Source organism: Clostridium sp. CAG:265, assembly GCF_000436575.1.
Lineage (GTDB): Bacteria > Bacillota > Clostridia > Clostridiales > Clostridiaceae > Clostridium > Clostridium lentum.
Genome location: NZ_FR886611.1, coordinates 32,861 through 52,773 on the forward strand (window position 1 = coordinate 32,861; position 19,913 = coordinate 52,773).

The following is a 19,913-nucleotide window of genomic DNA, read 5'->3' on the forward strand; positions in this document are numbered from 1 at the left end:
AATTTTAAATAATGGAGACAATGAATGGGAAATAAACTTAACAAAATATATGAAAAGTCTATGGATAATTATAATAAAGGTTATATTGAAAAGGCTTTAGAAGAATGTGAAAAGGGTATATCTTTAAATTTAAAAGATGTGAGACTATTAAATTTAAAGGGAATGCTATTATATATAAAAGGAGATTTAAAGGGAGCAATTGCTGTATGGAAAATAAATAAAGATTATAATAATGATGAAATATCAAAAATTTATATTAGAGATGCAAAAAAAGATGAAGAAAATATTAAATTATACTCTTTAGCAGAACATGATATCAAAGAGTTGAAGATTGATAATGCCATAGAAAAATTAGAGAAGTGTAGGGTGAGTGATTTTAATAGCATAAATGTTAATAATGCTTTATCCATATGTTATTTAAGAAAAGGCAATTATTTAAAAGCAATGGAGTTTAATGAAGCCTCACTAATTATAAATAAAGAGGGAAGGACAGCTCTTGAAATAAGAAATCAAATTAATGGATATTTACAAGATCCAGTAGATGAATTTAAAAATTCAATAAAGAAAAAAGCTTTAATAATATTATTGATACTATTAGGTGTAATAGCTATATTTATATTTTTAAATATTAATAAAAAAGATGAAGGCTTATCAAATAATACTGAAAATATAGTAGCAAATGAAGAAATTATAAATAAAGAAATCATAAATGAAGAAGTTAATAATGAAGAAGTTAATAATGAAGAAAAAAATACTCAAGTTAATAAACTTAATTCGGAAGAAGAAATTAAAAAAGCATATGAAGAATCAATAGGGTTATTTGATGAAAAAAAATATGATGAATCAATAGAAAAGTTACAAAGTGCATATAATAGTGATGTAGATACTTATTATCGTAAACACGTATTATTTTTATTAGCATCATGTTATTATGAAAAAAATCAAATTAATGAAGCTATACAATATTATGAAGAATATATTGGTAAATATGATGAAACATATATAGAGGAGATATATTATAAATTAGCTTTAGCGTATGAAAACATAGATTTAAATAAAAGTAAAGAATATGCAAATTATATAAAAAATAAATTTAGTAATTCCATATATAACAATAGCAAAATATCTCAAATAATATATAAATAAAGGAGGAGAATAACAATAATTACTGTAATTGAAGATATTAAAGTCTATAACCCAAAATATTTGGGTATTAAGACAATAGTCTTAGTTGGAAACAAGATAGAAGGGATATACGATAAATTAAAAATACCAGAAGATTTTATAGAAATTAAAAGAATAAATGGTGTTGGAAAGATATGTTTACCAGGATTTATAGATTCACATGTTCATATTATTGGTGGAGGTGGTGAAGGCGGATTTAGAACTCGTACTAAAGAAATAGATATAAAAGAACTTATAGAAGCTGGAATAACTTCAGTAGTAGGATGTTTAGGTACTGATTCTGTATGTAGAAATATGGAAACACTTTTAGCAAAAGCAAATGCATTGGAGCAAGATGGTATAACAGTATATTGTTATACAGGTTCATATGATATACCAATAAAGACAGTAACAGATAGTATAAAGAAAGATGTAATGTTAATTGAAAAAATAATAGGTGTAGGAGAAGTAGCATTATCGGATCATAGAAGTACTCAGCCTACTTATGATGAATTTCTTAGAGTTGTGGCAGAAACAAGAGTAGCTGGATTATTATCAGGAAAAGCAGGCGTAATTAATGTGCATTTAGGTGATGGCAAAATGGGTCTAGAATATATTGTTAAAATGATAGAAGAAACAGAAATACCAAGTACGCAAATATTACCAACTCACCTTAATAGAAATAAAGATTTGTTAGATGAAGGTTTAAGATATGCTAAAAAAGGTGGATATATAGATTTAACAACAAGTTCAGACCCTAAGCATTTAGAACCAGGGGAAATGAGAGCATCAGAAGCATTAGAATACTTATTAAATAAAGGTGTTAAAATTGATAATATAACATTTTCATCTGATGGTAATGGAAGTATGCCTGTTTTTGATAAAGGTAAGTTATTAGGTTTAGGGATATGTAGTGTAACAAGTTTATATGGAGAAGTTAAAGAGGCTGTTAAGAATTATAATATTCAAATGGAAACTGCTATTAAAGTAATAACTTCAAATGTATCAAGGATATTAAAATTAGAAAATAAGGGTACTATAGAAATGGGAAAGGATGCGGATTTAGTTATTGTTGATGATGAAAATTTAGAAATAAATATTGTAATAGCTAATGGAAATATTGTTGTTGAAAATGGAAAAGCTATTATAGAGAGCATATTCGTTTAATGTTTAATATAAAAATAAGGGGCTATATCTAATAAGACATAGCTCCTTATTTTTAATAAGCTAAAGAGAAAAATAAATGCTGACCTATTAAGGTAGTATCAGATTTTTCTACACTTCTCATCCAGCTACAAGTTGCTGTTTCTGGGTTATAAAAAAATAACGCATCACCAGTTGGATCATAGCCTTTAATAGCATCATAAACAGCTGCAAAACACTCTGATGATGGTTCAACGGTAATCTTTCCATCTACTACGCAAGAAAAAGCATAGGGTTGGAATATTACTTCTTGAACCGTATCAGGAAATTGTGGACTTAAGACACGATTTAATATTACAGATGCTACGGCTACCTTTCCTTCAAATGGTTCGCCTTTACTTTCAGCATATACAACTTGAGACATAATATATATGTCATCTTCTGTTAAATAAATTGAACTATTATTATCTGAAAAAACTTCTACATAATCATTATCAGATAAATCTATACAGCTCTCACTGGAGCAATTTAAGCTTTCAACATTTTCATCATACTTTAAATTATTTAATAAATTAATATTATCTGCTAGTTCATAACCTTTGCAGCTAATATTCGCTGAAAGAGAAAGGGTTAAAATAAAAAAAATAAAAAAATTAACCAATTTCATAAAAAACCTCCTTTTGGTTACAACCCAATCAGAATATAGTGTAACCAGAAAGAGAAAAATAATACTAAGAATTTTCTAACAAGCTTAAAAATTGCTGGATGCTCTCTAAAACATTATTATATTTTTTATATGCATTATCATAATTTTTATCAATAACTGTCTTATTTTTTTTATAATCAGAAGAGGAGCGTTCATATATAATGGCAGTACGCATTGAATTTAAATAAGATGAATATAAAGAAAAAATATCATTTAAATTATTATAATAATTTAAATAGCCTTCTGGAATAGAAACACTATTTAAATCTTTCTTTAGAAAATTAAAAGAATTTTCTTTATCATTTAAATCATTAATAATAGCATCGAAGCTTCTATTTTCTTCGCGAACACGATCAACTGCTGGCTTAAGGTCTTCTAAAAGTCCTAAAAAGTTATTAGATATAGCTGAAAGCTTAGTAATAAATTCTGTATTTTGTGAATGTTTAAGTTCACTTTCAATCTTGCTTTGGTTTAATTTGGAGTAATGAGAAATAAATGCGTATAAAAAGTTTTGTAAAGAACTACTATAATTAAGTGAAATGCCTTCATCAGATAGTTTAGAGTAAGAAGCAATGCAGTTATTTTTTAAGGCATCTAAATTAGCAGCTAGTTCATCTAATGAAGAGTCTTCATATGTAGAAATATAGTTAAGACAGTATGTGTATAAGTTATAAGTGTCATCCAATGCTTTAAGTAGATTGCTAGATACTTGGCTATTGTCATTAGAAGATAAACTAGCCAAAGATGTCTTACAATTATCTAAATCGGCAAGGCCATTTTTTAATAAAGATGAAGCTGCCACGATATTTAATGAAGTGTCGGCAGTGCAATTATTAAGTGAAGAGTTAATTGAATTAAGATTATTAGCTATAAGAGCATAATTTGATAGATTACTATAAGTGGTTGTGCTTTTCATATTAGAGCTAATATTTAAAAGAATAACGCAAGTTGAGGTAATAATAATAGATACTATAAGACAAATTATGAAGTTAAAATTATTTTTTAAATACTCTTTATTAATATTCATTAAAAATCACATCCCTTGAAAAGTTGTCTTTACATAAATTTATTAAGATAAACTTAAAAATATTATATATATTGTTAAAAAATATAAGTTATAGTGTATAATTTAAATAGAAAAGTAATGGTGGTGAAATTATGGAAGAGTTGGTTTCAATGATTGTAAATGCTTTAAGAAATATTTCAATCAGTGCATGTATAGATATAGTAGTTGTAGCTTTTATTTTTTATAAAGGATACTTTTTAATAAAGGAAACCAGGGCAGAGCAATTATTAAAAGGAATTGCCTTAATTATAGTATTAATACCAATAAGTTATTTATTTAATTTATCAATGCTATATTACATATTAAATAAGACATTAGCTATTGGGGTCTTATCAGTGGTAATTATCTTTCAACCTGAAATTAGAAGAGCATTGGAGCATTTAGGCAGAAGTGCTTTTGAAGATAAGCATGGCTTTGAAGATGAAGAACAGATGAACAAAAATGTAAATGAAATAGTTGAAGCAGTGATTAATCTTGCAGAAACTAAAACAGGAGCATTAATTGCCATTGAACAAGGAACAGGACTGGGAGAGTTAATAGCATCAGGTACAGAGATAGATTCAAAAATATCAGCAAATCTATTAGAAAATATATTTGTTATTAATACCCCATTACATGATGGTGCAACAATAATTGGTAAAGGAAGAATAATAGCATCAGGATGTGTGTTGCCACTTACTAATCAAGATATAAATAAGAAGCTTGGTACAAGACATAGAGCTGCTATAGGACTATCTGAAATATCTGATGCTTTAGTAATAATTGTATCAGAAGAAACAGGAATAATTTCTCTAGCTATTAATGGAAGACTTACAAGAAACTATGATAGAGATAGATTGAAAATTATATTATTAAAAATAATGGAAGAAAGAGAAAATAAGAGAGTTAAAACTGCAGGCAAGAAGGTGAAGGGATGGATAACAGGAAAACTAAGCAAAAAATAATAGTTCAAATTGTATCGCTTTTTATATCCATTGGGTTATGGTTATATGTAACTAATACTGAAAATCCAATAAGGACTGTAGAAGTAAGCAAGGTTCCTGTACAGCTTTTAAATGCTAACGATTTATCAAAGCAAGGGATGGCCTTAGTACCCAATCAAAGTATTTATGTAGATTTAAAGGTTGAAGGATATAGCCAAGACGTGTATAAATTGAATAAAGATAACTTTTCAATTAAGATAGATTTAGCTGAGTATGCCTTAAAGTTAGGAGATAACTCAATTCCAATAACTATAGTTGATACTCCATCAAACGTTACAGTGAAAAATACCTCTAATTTAGTTGTGACAGTAAAGATTGAAGAAATTATAGAAAAAGATTTTAAGGTGGAGTCAAGAATAGATGTGGCAGCCAAAGCTAATTATTATGTTGCACAGCCTCAAATAAATCCAGAAACAGTGACAGTATCTGGACCAAAATCACTAGTAAGTCAAGTTAAGGGAGTTGTGGTATTAGGTCAGGAGGATAATGTTTTTGAAGATATAGTTAAAAATTATGAAGTTGTAGCTATAGGTGATAGTGGATATACTGTAGAAGGGGTAAAACTTTCAACTGAAAGAGTACAAGTAATTATCAAAGTTAACCCAGGTAAATCTGTACCTATTAAGGTAGGCACTATAGGTAATGCAGGTTATAATATTAATATAGCATCCATGGAACTATCGCAGAATTATGTGGAAATAACAGGACCTCAATATATTTTAGATAGTATCAGTGAGATATACACAGAAGCTATTGATTTATCTAGAATAACAAAAAACAGTAATATGAAAGTTGATTTAATTTTTCCAGATGGTATTGAAAAAGCAAGCATATCATATGTTACTGTAAGTATTGAAGTAGAAGAAGCTAAGGAAAGCCAAGAAAATGAAGTAACAAGAGAATTTGAAGTAGAATATACTACAAGTGGTTTAGCAAGTGATTTTAATATGACAGCTTCATCAGACAAGGTAAAAATTGTACTTAAAGGTAGCAAGAATAAACTAGATTCTATCAATATAGAAAATATAGTAGCTAGTATAGATTTATCTTCAATAACTGATACAGGACAATATACAGAGACTCCAGCTGTTAATATTACAGGAGATGCTGAAGGTGTTGAAATAATCAGTGTTGAAAGCATAATAATAAATGTAACTAAAGAAGAAAATAGCGAAGGTGTCTTTAATGAAACAACTACCAATGAAGAAAGTACTTTAGCTCAATAGTAGTTAATAATGAATTATGAATTGATGATAAAAAGCCCCGATGGGCTTTTTATTTTTTAGTTAAACAGTGCAGGTAGAGTTTCGCTAATGTAACTTTAGTTAAGTGCTCATAAATGGCTAATGAAAAGCTTAGTTAGGTTTTGCGTAAGCTACAAGCCTATTTAACTTAGTGCTTGTGACTTATTAACTAAAGCTATGATAGACTTAACTAATTAACGTAGTGTTTAATTAATATGTGAGGTATGATAAAATAGTCTAACATTAGAAAATAATAATTAAGAAGGTGATTTTATGACTATAAGAGTTAATAATATAGTACTTAGCTTAGATGATGATATAAGTATATTAAAAAGGAAAGTTAGTAAAAAGCTGAAGATATCTATTGATGAAATAAAAAACTTTAAGATAATAAAGGAAAGCTTAGATGCTAGAAATAAAGATAATATAAGACTTACATATGCCGTAGAATTAGAACATAAAAATGAAGAAAAGCTTGTGGAAAGATTACATGATAAAGATGTAAAAATAGATACTACAAAATATGAACCAGATGTTCAGGAAGGAAATGAAAAGCTTAATAATAGGCCTGTAGTAGTGGGGTTTGGGCCAGCAGGTATATTTGCAGCTTTAATGTTAGCAGAAAAAGGTTATAAACCACTGGTGATAGAACGTGGAGAAGATGTGGATAAAAGAAGTGAAACTGTGGATAGATTTTGGACAGAAGGAAAGTTGAATTTAGAATCTAATGTACAGTTTGGAGAAGGGGGGGCAGGTGCCTTTTCAGATGGTAAGCTTACTACAAGAATAAAAGATAAAAGATGTGATTATGTATTAGCAGAGCTTGTTAAAGGTGGAGCACCAGCAGAGATTGCTTATCTAGGAAAGCCACATGTTGGTACAGATATTTTAAAAGATGTTGTTAAGAATATAAGAAAAAAAATAATTAAATTAGGTGGAGAAGTAAGATTTTCTTCTAAACTTGAATATATAAATAAGGAAAATGGTAAAGTTAAGAGTATCATAGTAAATGGTGAAGAAATTCCTTGTGAAGCTGTGATATTAGCATTAGGACATAGTGCTAGAGATACTTATGAAATGCTTTATGAAACAGGTCTTGAAATGACACAAAAAGCTTTTGCCATTGGCGTAAGAATAGAGCATCCACAGGATTTAATAAATAAGAGTCAATATGGAAAGTTCCATAATCATCCTAAATTAAAGGCTGCAGACTATAAACTTACTTATCAATGCAAAGAAAGTAAAAGAGGAGTATATTCATTCTGTATGTGTCCAGGTGGAGTAGTTGTAGCAGCAGCCTCAGAAGAGGGAAGAGTTGTTACCAATGGAATGAGTTATCATGCTAGAGATTTGGAAAATGCTAATTCAGCATTAGTTGTTCAAGTACATCCAGAAGATTTTGGTAGCGAACATGTCTTAGCAGGGGTAGAATTTCAAAGAAAATATGAAGAGCTTGCTTATAAGGTAGGTGGAGCTAATTATAATGCACCTGTACAACTTGTAGGAGATTTTATGAGGGATAGAGTTTCTACTAAAATAGGTTCTGTAACACCAGGATATAAACCAGGATATAAACTTGTAGATATGAGAGAATGTCTGCCAGATTTCGTTGTTGAATCAATTAAAGAAGGTATAGTTAATTTTGATAGAAAAATTAAAGGTTATGGCATGGATGATGCAGTTCTTACAGGAGTGGAAACAAGAACATCAGCACCTATAAGGATGCTAAGAAATGAAAACTTTGAAAGTACTTCTATTGAAGGTATTTATCCTTGTGGAGAAGGTGCAGGATTTGCTGGGGGAATTATTTCAGCGGCAGTAGATGGTATAAAGGTTGCGGAAAATATCATAGGAAAATATACCAAACTAAATATTTAATAAAAAATTACAATGAATCAAGCATATTGATTCATTGTTTTTTTTATGTGAAAAAAATAACTGAAAGTTTTCTGAAAATTTAGGAATTTATGATAAAGTTTGATAAAATATAATTGTTAAATATTATAAAAAATACTAAAATTTATAATAAAAGGGATAGAATAAGAAATGAGAGGTGTATTATGAGTAAGAATTTTGATGATTTATTATCAAAATTAAAGGGGATTCAGAGAAAAAAATTAGCAGTAGCAGTGGCACAAGATGAGCCAGTTCTAGAAGCTGTTAAAGAAGCAAATGATAAAGGAATAGCTGATGCAATATTGGTTGGAAATAAAGAAGAAATATCTTTAATAGCAAAGAACATAGGTATGGATTTAAATAAATTTGAAATAGTAAATATAGAAGAACCTAAGAAAGCGACATTACATGCAGTTGAATTAGTATCGATAGGAAGAGCAGATATGCTTATGAAGGGTCTAGTAGATACAGCAACGTTTTTAAAAAGCGTATTAAATAAGGAAGTTGGACTTAGAACAGGAAGTTTAATGTCTCATGTAGCTGTTTTTGAAATAGAAGGATTTGATAGATTAATTCTTTTAACAGATGCAGCATTTAATACTTATCCAGAGTTAAAGGATAAAGCTCAAATAATTAAAAATTCAGTAGTGGTAGCAAAGGCTTGTGGAATACAAACACCAAAAGTAGCTCCAATATGTGCTGTGGAAGTTGTTAACCCAGATATGCAAGCAACAGTAGATGCAGCATTATTATCAAAGATGAGTGATAGAGGGCAAATTAAAGGATGTATAGTTGATGGACCTTTAGCATTAGATAATGCTTTATCAATTGAAGCTGCTGAACATAAAGGGGTAAGCGGCTCAGTTGCAGGAAATGCAGATATATTGTTACTTCCTAATATTGAAACAGCTAATGTTATGTATAAAACATTAACTTATACTGCTCATACTAAGAATGGTGGAATACTGGTAGGTACATCAGCACCAGTAATTTTAACTTCAAGAGCCGATAGCTTTGAAACCAAGGTTAATTCCATAGTATTAGCTGCATTAGTAGCTGAAAATAAATAAGAATTTTTGGGAGGATTAAAAATGGCATTTAAATTATTAATAATAAATCCAGGTTCAACATCAACTAAAATTGGTGTTTATGAAGATGAAAAGCAAATTTTTGAGAAGACTTTAAGGCATAGTGCAGAAGAAATAGGTCAATTTGAAACTATTTACTCTCAAAAGGATTTTAGGAAGGAAGTAATCCTTAATGTTTTAAGAGAAAATAATTTTGATATAAACACTTTAGATGCAGTAATAGGGCGAGGTGGACTTTTAAAACCAATTCCAAGTGGGACTTATGAAGTAAACAAGGTTTTACTTGAGGATTTAAAGATTGGGGTGCAAGGACCTCATGCTTCAAATTTAGGAGGAATATTAGCACAAGAAATTGCAGAACAAGCAGATGTAAGAGCTTTTATAGTTGATCCAGTTGTAGTTGATGAACTAAGCGATGTAGCAAGATTATCTGGAGTGCCAGAATTAAGAAGAATAAGCATATTCCATGCTTTAAATCAAAAAGCTGTTGCTAAGAGGTTTGCTAAAGAAAGTGGTAAAAGATATGAAGACTTTAACCTTGTAGTTACTCATATGGGTGGTGGAGTTTCTGTAGGTGCTCATAAAAATGGTAGAGTCATAGATGTTAATAACACTTTAGATGGAGATGGTCCATTTTCACCTGAAAGAGCTGGAGGAGTACCAGCAGGAGAGCTAATTAAAATGTGCTTTAGTGGTGAATATACTAAGGATGAAGTATATAAGAAGATAGTAGGAAAAGGTGGAGTAGTTGCTTATTTAGGAACTAATGATTTAAAGTCTGTTATTGATAAGAAAAATAATGGAGATGAAAAATGTAAATTAGTATATGATGCATTTATTTATCAAGTGGCAAAGGAGATAGGAGCTATGTCTACTGTTCTAAAAGGCCAAGTTGATGCAATAATTTTAACTGGTGGAATAGCATACTCACCATTTATAGTAGATGATTTGAAAAAAGCCATAGGTTGGATTGCACCAGTAAAAGTATATCCAGGAGAGGATGAGCTTTTAGCGTTAGCACAAGGTGGAATTAGAGTATTAAGTGGGGAAGAGGAAGCAAAAGAATACAAATAAATTTATAATGCTTGAAAATTAGATTTTCAAGCTCTTTTTATTTGAGAAAAGATTAAAATGATGGAATGTGTCTATACTTAAGGAAGGGGTGGTTATATGAAGACAACTATTACTTCTAAAAGCAAGGCAGAAGTTATTTTTCAAAGCATAGGGAATTCATTATTTCAAGTTTTACAATATAATGATATAGGGGGATATTCTAATTATAAAAGCTTTAAGCAGGCAAAGGATATATATGATTGTAATGATGCATTGAGGCAAGTTAAAGTTATTTTAAAAAATAGCACTATAAAGGTACAAAATGAAATATTAAGCTATATGAAAGGTGATATTGGAATAAAGGATAAAAAGATTAAGTCATCAAGCATAACTAGAAGGTTATTGGGTATAGGAGAAAAGACAGGAAAGATATCTTTAAGCGGTACAGGAGAAGTGTATTTTAAGCCATCATTTAAGTATTTTTCTTTAATTGAATTATATGATGAAGAAATAATAGTTGATGAGGATATATTTTATATATGTGAAGATTCAATTAAAATCAATATTGAAGATGGTGAAAAATTATTAGATAAGGATAAATTACAAATAAAACTTAGTGGAAGTGGAATTGTTATTTTACTTATGAATGTTCCTGAAAGTGAGATAGTCAGATGCAAATTATTTAATGATAAGCTTACAGTAGATGGAGATTTTGCTGTATTAAGAAGTGGTTCTATAGATGTATCTATTGAATCAATTAATAATTATCTTAACGATTCAGATATAAGTGAAAAAGAATATCTACATGTTTATGAAGGCATTGGAGAAGTGTGGATATTACCAACTTTAAGCTGTTATGAAGATTTTTCAGAGGATATTGATGAAAACCAGGAAGAATAATGCGCTTATTACTTAACTTTATTAAGCTAAAGTGATAAAATTATATTGAAAAAAGCTGATTTAGGAGTGAGAATAATGAGCATTAAAAATACAGATTTTAAAGAAGAATTAGATATATTATTTAAAGCTATCTTAAAATTAGAAAATGAAGATGAGTGTTATAAATTTTTTGAAGATATAGCAACAATTAATGAATTAAAATCATTAGCGCAAAGAATGCAGGTTGCAAAGATGTTAAAGGAAAAGAAAGTATATACAGAAATAGCAGAAGTTACAGGTGCTAGTACAGCAACAATAAGTAGAGTTAATAAGTGTTTAAATTATGGAGAGGAAGGCTATAATCTAGTGCTAGATAGGCTTTATCCAAAAAGTAAGTAGTTAGATTCTTGTAAAAAAATTGCATAGGATATATACTATAATAGCTACAATAATTATTGTAGTAAAAATCGATATTTGTTAATTATATTAAATAGATAAGATAAGTAGAGGTATTTGTATGAGTAGAATATTTGGTACAGATGGTGTTAGAGGTATAGCTAATACTGAGCTAACATCAGAATTAGCATATAATTTAGGTAGAGCAGGAGCTTTTGTATTAACAGAAGGAACTCATAAACCAAAAATATTAGTAGCAAAAGATACAAGAGTATCAGGAGATATGCTAGAAGCAGCATTAGTAGCTGGGATTCTTTCAGTTGGAGCAGAAGCAGTGATGATAGGTGTAGTTCCAACACCAGCAGTTGCATATTTAACTAGAGAGTACAATGCAGATGCAGGAGTAATGATTTCAGCTTCTCATAATCCTGTTGAATATAATGGTATAAAGTTCTTTGATAATAGAGGGTATAAGTTATCGGATGAATTAGAAGATAAGATACAAAAAACAATAGAAGATGGATTTGTAGGGGTACCTAGTCCAATAGGAAAAGATTTAGGAAAATGCCACTTTGAAGCAGAAGGCATAAATAAATATATGGAACATGCTAAATCAACTATAGCAACTGAACTTGCAGGATTAAAAGTTGCTTTAGATTGTGCTAATGGAGCAGCTTATGAAGTTGCAGTAAAAGCTTTTAAAAGCTTAGGAGCAGAAGTGCATGTAATCAATAATACTCCAGATGGAACAAATATTAATGAAAAATGTGGATCTACTCATCCGGAAGCTTTAATGGAATATGTAGTTAAAGAAAGATGTGATATAGGATTTGCTTTTGATGGAGATGCAGATAGATGCTTAGCAGTGGATGAAAATGGAAACCTTGTTAATGGAGATTTTATATTAACTATTTGTGCAAAGGCTTTAAAAGAAAAAGGACAATTAAAAGATGATACTTTAGTTGTTACAGTAATGAGTAATTTAGGATTAGACATTGCTTGTAAAGCAGAGGAAATAAGAACATTTAAAACTAAAGTTGGAGATAGATATGTTCTTGAAGAAATGTTAAAAGATGGATATGTTCTTGGAGGAGAACAATCAGGTCATATTATATTCTTAAACCATAATACTACTGGTGATGGATTAGTTACAGCATTAAAAGTGGCAGAAGTTGTTAAAGAAAAGAATAAGACTTTAAGTGAGCTTGCAAGCATAATGAAGGAGCTACCACAAGTATTAGTAAATGCAAAAGTACCTAATCATATGAAAAATATATATTTAGAAGATGAAGAAGTAGTAGAAGCTATAAAAGTAGTTGAAGATAGATTAAATGGAGTAGGAAGGGTGCTTATAAGACCTTCTGGAACAGAACCATTAGTTAGAGTTATGCTTGAAGGCGAAAATCAAGAAGAAATTAACGAAATGGCTCATAGTATAGCTAATTTAATATTAAGTAAAATATAAAAATATTAGAAAGTGAAAGTAGAAAATTCTACTTTCGCTTTTTTTTACATATAAATTTACATGATAATATTTTTATTGTAAAGTATGAAAAATTGTAGAAAAGAGTATTTTTAAAATAATAATAAAATATGAAAATGATTATTAATAAAATAAAATTAGAGATGTTGCGATGATAAAGAGTTAAGAATAGTCTTTATTTTTTAACAAACTATTAATAATAATAAAATCTTTTTGCTAGATATTAATAAAATGAAAAAAAAAGCTAATATTATTGACTTTGCTATAGAATAAAGAGTAAAATTTTTACAATACATTAAAATAATATAAAAAAGTTACGGCGGTGTAAGTTATAAAGTAGTATAATAATTCAGTTTATAGAGAGTTAGTGTTAATCAAGGTAAGTGCTGATGCTGAAAAAAGAGCTGAGATAAATAATAAGTGAAAAAGGGGGCAATAATATGGCAATGACCATGACACAGAAAATTTTAGCTAAGCATGCAGGGTTAGAAAGCGTTAGAAGTGGACAACTTATTGAAGCAGAATTAGATATGATTTTAGGCAATGATATAACTTCGCCTGTAGCTATTAATGAGTTTGAAAAATTAGGCTTAGATAATGTCTTTCATAGGGATAAAATTTCTATTGTGCCAGATCATTTTACACCTAATAAGGACATAAAGGCAGCAGAGCAGTGTAAATTAGTGAGGAAATTTGTAAAGAATAAAAAGATTAGTAATTATTTCGAAGTTGGGCAGATGGGCATAGAACATTGTTTATTGCCAGAGAAAGGACTTGTGGTTGCAGGTGATGTAGTTATAGGGGCTGATTCACATACTTGCACATATGGGGCATTAGGTGCTTTTTCAACGGGAATAGGTTCAACAGATATGGCAGCAGGTATGGCTACAGGGAAATGTTGGTTTAAAGTTCCATCAGCTATTAAGTTTATACTAAATGGTAAACCAGGAAAATGGGTAAGTGGAAAAGATATAATACTTCATATAATTGGGGAAATAGGAGTAGATGGTGCATTATATAAGTCTATGGAATTTGAAGGCCAAGGGATAAAATATCTTTCAATGGATGATAGGTTTACTATATGTAATATGGCTATAGAAGCTGGAGGAAAAAATGGAATATTTCCAGTAGATGAAAAAACCATAGAATATATGAAAGAACACTCTAAAAAAGAGTGGATGGAGTTTAATGCAGATGAAGATGCTGAATATGAAGCTGTTTATGAAATTGATTTATCAAAGATAAGGCCAACAGTATCATTTCCACATTTGCCAGATAACACAAGGACTATTGATGAAGTTGGAGAAGTAAAGATAGACCAAGTTGTTATTGGATCATGTACTAATGGAAGACTTTCAGATTTAAGGATAGCAGCAAAGATATTAAGAGGCAAAAAGGTTCATAAGGGTATAAGATGCATCATTATCCCAGGAACACAAAATATATATCTTGAAGCTATGAAAGAAGGACTCATAAAGGATTTTATAGAAGCAGGTGCTGTAGTTTCTACGCCAACTTGTGGCCCATGTCTAGGGGGGTATATGGGTATATTGGCAAAGGAAGAAAGAGCAGTATCAACAACTAATAGAAATTTCGTTGGAAGAATGGGGCATGTGGAATCTGAGGTATACTTAGCAAGTCCAGCAGTTGCAGCAGCTTCAGCAATTAGAGGTAAGATAGCAAATCCAGAATTGTTGTAAAATGGGGGTTATTAAATGAAAGCAAGAGGCAGAGCCTTTAAATATGGTGATAATGTAGATACAGATGTAATAATACCAGCAAGATATTTAAATACAGCAGATCATAGTGAACTGGCAAGCCACTGTATGGAAGATATAGATAAAGATTTTACAAAGAAAGTTAATAATGGGGATATAATTGTAGCAAAAAAGAATTTTGGTTGTGGTTCATCTAGAGAACATGCACCGCTAGCTATAAAGTCAAGTGGAATAAGCTGTGTAATAGCATCTACTTTTGCTAGGATATTTTTTAGAAATTCAATAAATATAGGATTGCCTATTATTGAGTGTGATGAAGCGGCAAAAGCAATAGAAGATGGAGATGAATTAGAAATAGATTTTAGCAGTGGAGTAATCAAAAATATTACTAAAAATGAAAACTACAAAGGAGAACCTTTTCCAGAATTCATGCAAAACATTATCAATAGCAATGGACTTATTAATTACATTAAAAATTTAAAATGAAAAATTAGAATAATGAATAATAAAATTTTTCATTTTAATTATTTATTTTTCATTTAAAAAAGGGGGCTTTTTTTATGAATTATAGAATAGTAGCAATACCAGGAGATGGTATAGGACCAGAAGTTGTTAGAGAAGCTATACTTATATTAGATAAAATTGGAGAAGAATTTAATCATAAATTTGAAATAAAATACGCTTTAGCAGGGGGATGTGCCATTGATGAAGTGGGAGTCCCTTTGCCACATGAAACATTAAAGATTTGTCAAAGTAGTGATGCGGTATTACTTGGGGCTGTAGGAGGGTATAAATGGGATAATACTACTGCTAAAGTAAGACCAGAACAAGCTTTACTTGGTTTAAGGGAAGGATTAAACCTTTACTGTAACTTAAGACCAGCTCTTTTGTATAATCCTTTAAAAATAGCATCACCATTAAAAGAAGAACTAATTAATGATGGAATAGATATAGCTGTAGTAAGAGAACTGACAGGAGGAATTTATTTTGGTAACCGTGGAAGATTTCTTGAAGATGGTGTAGAAGCTGCTTTTGACACAGAAAAATATAATAAAGAAGAAGTAAGAAGAATTGCTAAGATTGCTTTTGAAACTGCCATGAAGAGAAATAAGAAGGTAACCAGTGTTGATAAGGCTAATGTTTTAGAAAGTTCAAGGCTATGGAGAGAAACAGTAATTGAAGTTTCTAAGGAATATAAGAAAGTAGAACTAAATCATATGTATATAGATAATGCATCAATGCAGCTTGTGAGGAATCCGGCACAATTTGATGTGATAGTTACTTCAAATATGTTTGGAGATATTTTATCAGATGAAGCTTCAATGATAACAGGGTCTATAGGAATGTTGCCATCAGCATCTTTAGGTAAGGGAAAGCTTGGAATGTATGAACCTATTCATGGTTCAGCACCAGATATTGCAGGTATGGATATAGCTAATCCTTTAGCAACAATATTATCGGTAGCTATGATATTTAGATATAGCTTAGATTTAGAAGAAGAAGCCCAAGCCATTGAAAACTCTGTAGTTAAAGTATTGGAAGATGGTTATAGAACTAAGGATATTTATAGTGAAGGTACAAGACTCGTTGGTACAAGAAAAATGGGACAGCTAGTTATTGAAAGATTAAGCAAGATATAGAGGTGAATATAATTGAGAAGTGATATGGTTAAGAAGGGGATAGCAAGAGCACCTCATAGAGCTCTTTTTAAAGCAATAGGATTAAGTGATCTGGAACTAGAAAGACCACTTATAGGAATAGTAACATCACAAAATGATATAATACCTGGACATATTAATTTAGACAAGATTGTTGAAGCAACTAAAAAAGGTGTACTTATCAGTGGAGGAACTCCATTAGTATTTCCAACCATAGGAGTATGTGATGGAATAGCTATGGGTCACGAAGGTATGAAGTATTCATTGGCTACAAGAGAGTTAATAGCAGATAGTGTTGAGTGTATGGTAAAAGCTCATGGTTTTGATGCGTTAGTATTTATTCCTAATTGCGATAAGATTGTACCAGGAATGATAATGGCTGCATTAAGGCTTAATATACCTTCAGTATTTGTTAGTGGAGGGCCAATGTTAGCAGGTAAATATAAAGGTGAGGCAGTATCATTATCAACACTATTTGAAGCAGTTGCTTCTGTGGAAAGTGGAAAAATGACTAAAGAAGAATTAAAAGAATTGGAAAGTAAGTCATGTCCAACATGTGGTTCATGTTCAGGAATGTTTACAGCTAATTCAATGAATTGTCTTACAGAAGTTTTAGGATTAGGGCTTCCAGGCAATGGAACTATTCCAGCTGTATATTCAGAAAGAATAATACTTGCGAAGTATGCTGGAATGGCAGTTATGAATTTATTAAAAAATAATATAAAACCAAGAGATATAGTAAATGAAAAATCAATTAAAAATGCACTTGCTGTAGATATGGCTTTAGGATGTTCAACCAATAGTGTATTACATTTAACAGCTATAGCAAATGAAGCAAAACTACAAATGAATTTAGATATTATTAATGAAATGTCATCAAAAGTTCCTAATATTTGTAAGTTAGCACCAGCATCGAATATTCATATTCAAGATTTATATGAAGCTGGTGGAATATCTGCAGTTATTAATGAATTAAGTAAAAAAGATTTAATAGATTTAGAGTGTATTACAGCTACAGGAAAGACCATAGGTGAAAATGTTAAAGATAAAAAAGTATTGAATTATGATGTAATAAAGCATGTGGAAAGACCATATAGCAAAACAGGTGGCATAGCTGTATTAAGAGGAAATTTAGCAGTGGATGGAGCTGTAGTAAAGAGATCAGCAGTACTTCCTGAAATGTTAGTTCATCAAGGGCCAGCTAAAGTATTTGATTCAGAAGAGGAAGCTGTAGAAGCTATATTTAATAATAAGATAGTGGCAGGAGATGTTATTGTAATAAGATATGAAGGACCAAAAGGTGGACCTGGTATGAGAGAAATGCTTTCACCAACATCTGCTATATCAGGAATGGGACTTGATAAATCGGTTGCACTTATTACAGATGGAAGATTTAGTGGAGCCACAAGGGGAGCATCAATAGGACATGTATCTCCAGAAGCAGCAGAAGGTGGAGTAATTGCTCTAGTAGAAAATGGTGACATAATTTCCATAGATATAAATAGTGGTAAGTTAGAATTATTAGTTAATAAAGATGTATTAAAAGAAAGAAGGAAGAATCTTGTAAAAGTTGAACCTAAAATTAAGGAGGGATATCTTGCAAGATATGCTAAGCTAGTAAGTTCAGCAAACACAGGAGCAGTTTATAAATAATTAAACAGTAAATTTTGTTACACTCATTAGAGTCAGCATTCATTAACGAAGTGTTAATTAGATTGTCGTTTAATTAAAAAGGGGGCGATTTATGTGTTATTGACTGGTGCTGAAATTTTGGTGAATTCGCTGATAGATAATGGCGTTGATACTGTATTCGGTTATCCAGGTGGGGCAGTTTTAAATATATATGACGCATTATTTAAGAAAAACGATAAAATAAGGCATATTTTAACTTGCCATGAACAAGGTGCAGCTCATGCAGCTGATGGATATGCTAGATCAACAGGTAAGGTCGGTGTATGTATAGCAACATCAGGGCCTGGAGCAACAAATTTGGTTACAGGAATTGCTACAGCTTATATGGATTCAACACCAATGGTTGCAATTACAGGTAATGTTACGAGGCCTTTACTTGGCAAAGATAGTTTTCAAGAAGTGGATATTACAGGTATTACAATGCCTATAACTAAGCATAATTATATAGTTAAAGATATAAAGGATCTACAAAAAATAATTAATGAAGCTTTTTATATTGCTTCATCAGGACGTCATGGTCCAGTACTTATTGATATACCTAAGGATATAACAGCAGAAAAGTATAATTATATAACGATGGAGCCTAAAAATAGAAAAAAAAGTTTACAGCATATAAATATAAACTCTCTAGAGAGGTTTGCACAATTAATCAATGAGAGTGAGAATCCTTTTATTTATGCAGGAGGAGGAATATTAAGTTCAAATGCAGAAAAAGAAGTTTTAGCTTTGGCAGAAAAAATAAACGCACCAGTTGCAACCAGTCTTATGGGAATAGGCTCTATTCCTAATGATCATAGATTATATACAGGAATGATTGGAATGCATGGTACTAAAGCTTCAAATCTTTTGGCTACCAGTTGTGATTTGATTATTGCTTTAGGAGCAAGATTTAGTGATAGGGTAATAAGTCATAAAAACCATATAAAGAATGCTAAAATAATCCAAATAGATATAGATCCTACAGAGATAAATAAAAACGTTAAAGTAGATTCATATATTGTAGGTGATATAAAGGAAGTTATAAAAAAGTTATTTCCTATGATAAATGAAAAAGAAAATATAGCATGGATAAATAAAATGAATGAACTTAAAACATTAAATAATAAGGAAGTAGTGAAAGAAGGAGTACTTACACCAGAATATTTATTTACTTTATTAAATAAAATGAATAATGGTAATTTTATTATTACCACAGAAGTTGGACAACATCAAATGTGGACAGCTCAAAATTATAAATTTTATAAGCCAAGGACATTTATAAGTTCATGTGGACTTGGAACTATGGGATTTGGAATGGGTGCGTCCATTGGTGCACAAATGGGAAATCCTAAGGCTGTAGTATTCAATATTGCTGGAGATGGTAGCTTTGGTATGGATTGCAATGAATTTGCCACAGCAGTTAATTTTAAGCTTCCTGTAAAAGTAATAGTGATGAATAATAATGCTTTAGGAATGGTCAGACAATGGCAAAGCTTGTTTTATGAAGGCAGATATGCTGAAACAACATTAAATAGAGCAACTGATTTTGTAAAATTGGCAGAAGCTTTTGGAGGAACTGGTTTTAGGGTAGAAAAGCCAGAAGAGTTACAGGAGATATTAGAAAAAGCATTAGCCACTGATGGACCTGTAATTATAGATTACAAAATTAATAGTGATGATATGGTGTTACCAATGGTTGCACCAGGGGCACCAATAAATGAAATTATCAGTAAAGAAGATATTAAATTATAAATTGGAGGGTATA

17 protein-coding genes are annotated in these 19,913 nt (G+C 30.5%); 15 read left to right on the plus strand and 2 right to left on the minus strand.

The features are described 5' to 3' along the window. Positions 1-24: 24 nt before the first annotated feature. Together Q5O29_RS05745 and iadA are read left to right on the plus strand one after the other, a co-directional pair. Positions 25-1,146, plus strand: a complete 1,122-nt coding sequence (locus Q5O29_RS05745; protein ID WP_022212021.1) for a tetratricopeptide repeat protein — start codon at positions 25-27, stop codon at positions 1,144-1,146. A 15-nt stretch (positions 1,147-1,161) separates the two neighbouring features. After that, positions 1,162-2,331 carry a beta-aspartyl-peptidase gene (iadA, locus tag Q5O29_RS05750; RefSeq protein WP_302631825.1) on the plus strand — a complete coding sequence of 390 codons (1,170 nt, stop codon included), beginning with the start codon at positions 1,162-1,164 and terminating at the stop codon, positions 2,329-2,331. A gap of 52 nt (positions 2,332-2,383) precedes the next feature. On the opposite strand, the gene Q5O29_RS05755 is transcribed toward iadA, so the two are convergent. Continuing rightward, entirely contained in the window at positions 2,384-2,974 is a 591-nt protein-coding gene (locus tag Q5O29_RS05755; protein WP_022212023.1) for a cell wall hydrolase, read from the minus strand. A gap of 64 nt (positions 2,975-3,038) precedes the next feature. Beyond that, complete coding sequence (locus Q5O29_RS05760) at positions 3,039-4,040, minus strand: hypothetical protein (protein ID WP_022212024.1); 1,002 nt, start codon at positions 4,038-4,040, stop codon at positions 3,039-3,041. A 131-nt stretch (positions 4,041-4,171) separates the two neighbouring features. On the opposite strand from Q5O29_RS05760, the gene cdaA reads away from it, so the two are divergent. From cdaA to ilvB, 13 genes are all read left to right on the plus strand, one after another. Then, positions 4,172-5,023, plus strand: a complete 852-nt coding sequence (cdaA, locus tag Q5O29_RS05765; protein WP_022212025.1) for a diadenylate cyclase CdaA — start codon at positions 4,172-4,174, stop codon at positions 5,021-5,023. Beyond that, positions 4,993-6,288: a YbbR-like domain-containing protein gene (locus tag Q5O29_RS05770; protein ID WP_022212026.1), complete on the plus strand. Its 1,296-nt coding sequence runs from the start codon at positions 4,993-4,995 to the stop codon at positions 6,286-6,288. The genes cdaA and Q5O29_RS05770 overlap by 31 nt, the downstream gene beginning before the upstream one ends. 291 nt (positions 6,289-6,579) lie before the next feature. Beyond that, complete coding sequence (locus Q5O29_RS05775; protein WP_022212027.1) at positions 6,580-8,184, plus strand: NAD(P)/FAD-dependent oxidoreductase; 1,605 nt, start codon at positions 6,580-6,582, stop codon at positions 8,182-8,184. A gap of 140 nt (positions 8,185-8,324) precedes the next feature. Next, positions 8,325-9,272, plus strand: coding sequence for a phosphate butyryltransferase (gene ptb, locus Q5O29_RS05780; RefSeq protein WP_302631827.1), 948 nt, complete (start codon positions 8,325-8,327; stop codon positions 9,270-9,272). Positions 9,273-9,293: 21 nt separating this feature from the next. Next, entirely contained in the window at positions 9,294-10,364 is a 1,071-nt protein-coding gene (gene buk, locus Q5O29_RS05785) for a butyrate kinase (protein WP_022212029.1), read from the plus strand. Positions 10,365-10,460: 96 nt separating this feature from the next. Then, complete coding sequence (locus Q5O29_RS05790; RefSeq protein WP_022212030.1) at positions 10,461-11,243, plus strand: AIM24 family protein; 783 nt, start codon at positions 10,461-10,463, stop codon at positions 11,241-11,243. A 75-nt stretch (positions 11,244-11,318) separates the two neighbouring features. Next, positions 11,319-11,621, plus strand: coding sequence for a YerC/YecD family TrpR-related protein (locus Q5O29_RS05795; RefSeq protein WP_022212031.1), 303 nt, complete (start codon positions 11,319-11,321; stop codon positions 11,619-11,621). Between the two features lie 118 nt (positions 11,622-11,739). Continuing rightward, positions 11,740-13,083, plus strand: coding sequence for a phosphoglucosamine mutase (gene glmM / locus Q5O29_RS05800; protein ID WP_022212032.1), 1,344 nt, complete (start codon positions 11,740-11,742; stop codon positions 13,081-13,083). Between the two features lie 458 nt (positions 13,084-13,541). Further along, entirely contained in the window at positions 13,542-14,801 is a 1,260-nt protein-coding gene (leuC, locus tag Q5O29_RS05805; RefSeq protein WP_022212033.1) for a 3-isopropylmalate dehydratase large subunit, read from the plus strand. A 15-nt stretch (positions 14,802-14,816) separates the two neighbouring features. Then, positions 14,817-15,305: a 3-isopropylmalate dehydratase small subunit gene (gene leuD / locus Q5O29_RS05810; RefSeq protein ID WP_022212034.1), complete on the plus strand. Its 489-nt coding sequence runs from the start codon at positions 14,817-14,819 to the stop codon at positions 15,303-15,305. Positions 15,306-15,379: 74 nt separating this feature from the next. Next, complete coding sequence (leuB, locus tag Q5O29_RS05815; protein ID WP_022212035.1) at positions 15,380-16,459, plus strand: 3-isopropylmalate dehydrogenase; 1,080 nt, start codon at positions 15,380-15,382, stop codon at positions 16,457-16,459. Positions 16,460-16,471: 12 nt separating this feature from the next. Further along, the gene (gene ilvD / locus Q5O29_RS05820) at positions 16,472-18,130 is read left to right on the plus strand and encodes a dihydroxy-acid dehydratase (RefSeq protein ID WP_022212036.1); all 1,659 of its coding nucleotides are present in this window, start codon (positions 16,472-16,474) and stop codon (positions 18,128-18,130) included. 93 nt (positions 18,131-18,223) lie between these two features. Beyond that, a complete protein-coding gene (gene ilvB, locus Q5O29_RS05825; protein ID WP_022212037.1) occupies positions 18,224-19,900 on the plus strand; it encodes a biosynthetic-type acetolactate synthase large subunit in 1,677 nt (558 codons plus the stop codon). Positions 19,901-19,913 lie beyond the last annotated feature (13 nt).

What these genes read in the sequence shown, in the direction of transcription:
- buk (WP_022212029.1), top strand. Translation starts at nt 9,294, where the DNA reads ATGGCATTTAAATTATTAATAATAAATCCAGGTTCAACATCAACTAAA.
- cdaA (WP_022212025.1), top strand. Translation starts at nt 4,172, where the DNA reads ATGGAAGAGTTGGTTTCAATGATTGTAAATGCTTTAAGAAATATTTCA.
- leuD (WP_022212034.1), top strand. Translation starts at nt 14,817, where the DNA reads ATGAAAGCAAGAGGCAGAGCCTTTAAATATGGTGATAATGTAGATACA.
- Q5O29_RS05795 (WP_022212031.1), top strand. Translation starts at nt 11,319, where the DNA reads ATGAGCATTAAAAATACAGATTTTAAAGAAGAATTAGATATATTATTT.
- Q5O29_RS05790 (WP_022212030.1), top strand. Translation starts at nt 10,461, where the DNA reads ATGAAGACAACTATTACTTCTAAAAGCAAGGCAGAAGTTATTTTTCAA.
- Q5O29_RS05745 (WP_022212021.1), top strand. Translation starts at nt 25, where the DNA reads ATGGGAAATAAACTTAACAAAATATATGAAAAGTCTATGGATAATTAT.
- leuB (WP_022212035.1), top strand. Translation starts at nt 15,380, where the DNA reads ATGAATTATAGAATAGTAGCAATACCAGGAGATGGTATAGGACCAGAA.
- leuC (WP_022212033.1), top strand. Translation starts at nt 13,542, where the DNA reads ATGGCAATGACCATGACACAGAAAATTTTAGCTAAGCATGCAGGGTTA.
- Q5O29_RS05775 (WP_022212027.1), top strand. Translation starts at nt 6,580, where the DNA reads ATGACTATAAGAGTTAATAATATAGTACTTAGCTTAGATGATGATATA.
- Q5O29_RS05755 (WP_022212023.1), bottom strand. Translation starts at nt 2,974, where the DNA reads ATGAAATTGGTTAATTTTTTTATTTTTTTTATTTTAACCCTTTCTCTT.
- Q5O29_RS05760 (WP_022212024.1), bottom strand. Translation starts at nt 4,040, where the DNA reads ATGAATATTAATAAAGAGTATTTAAAAAATAATTTTAACTTCATAATT.
- Q5O29_RS05770 (WP_022212026.1), top strand. Translation starts at nt 4,993, where the DNA reads ATGGATAACAGGAAAACTAAGCAAAAAATAATAGTTCAAATTGTATCG.
- glmM (WP_022212032.1), top strand. Translation starts at nt 11,740, where the DNA reads ATGAGTAGAATATTTGGTACAGATGGTGTTAGAGGTATAGCTAATACT.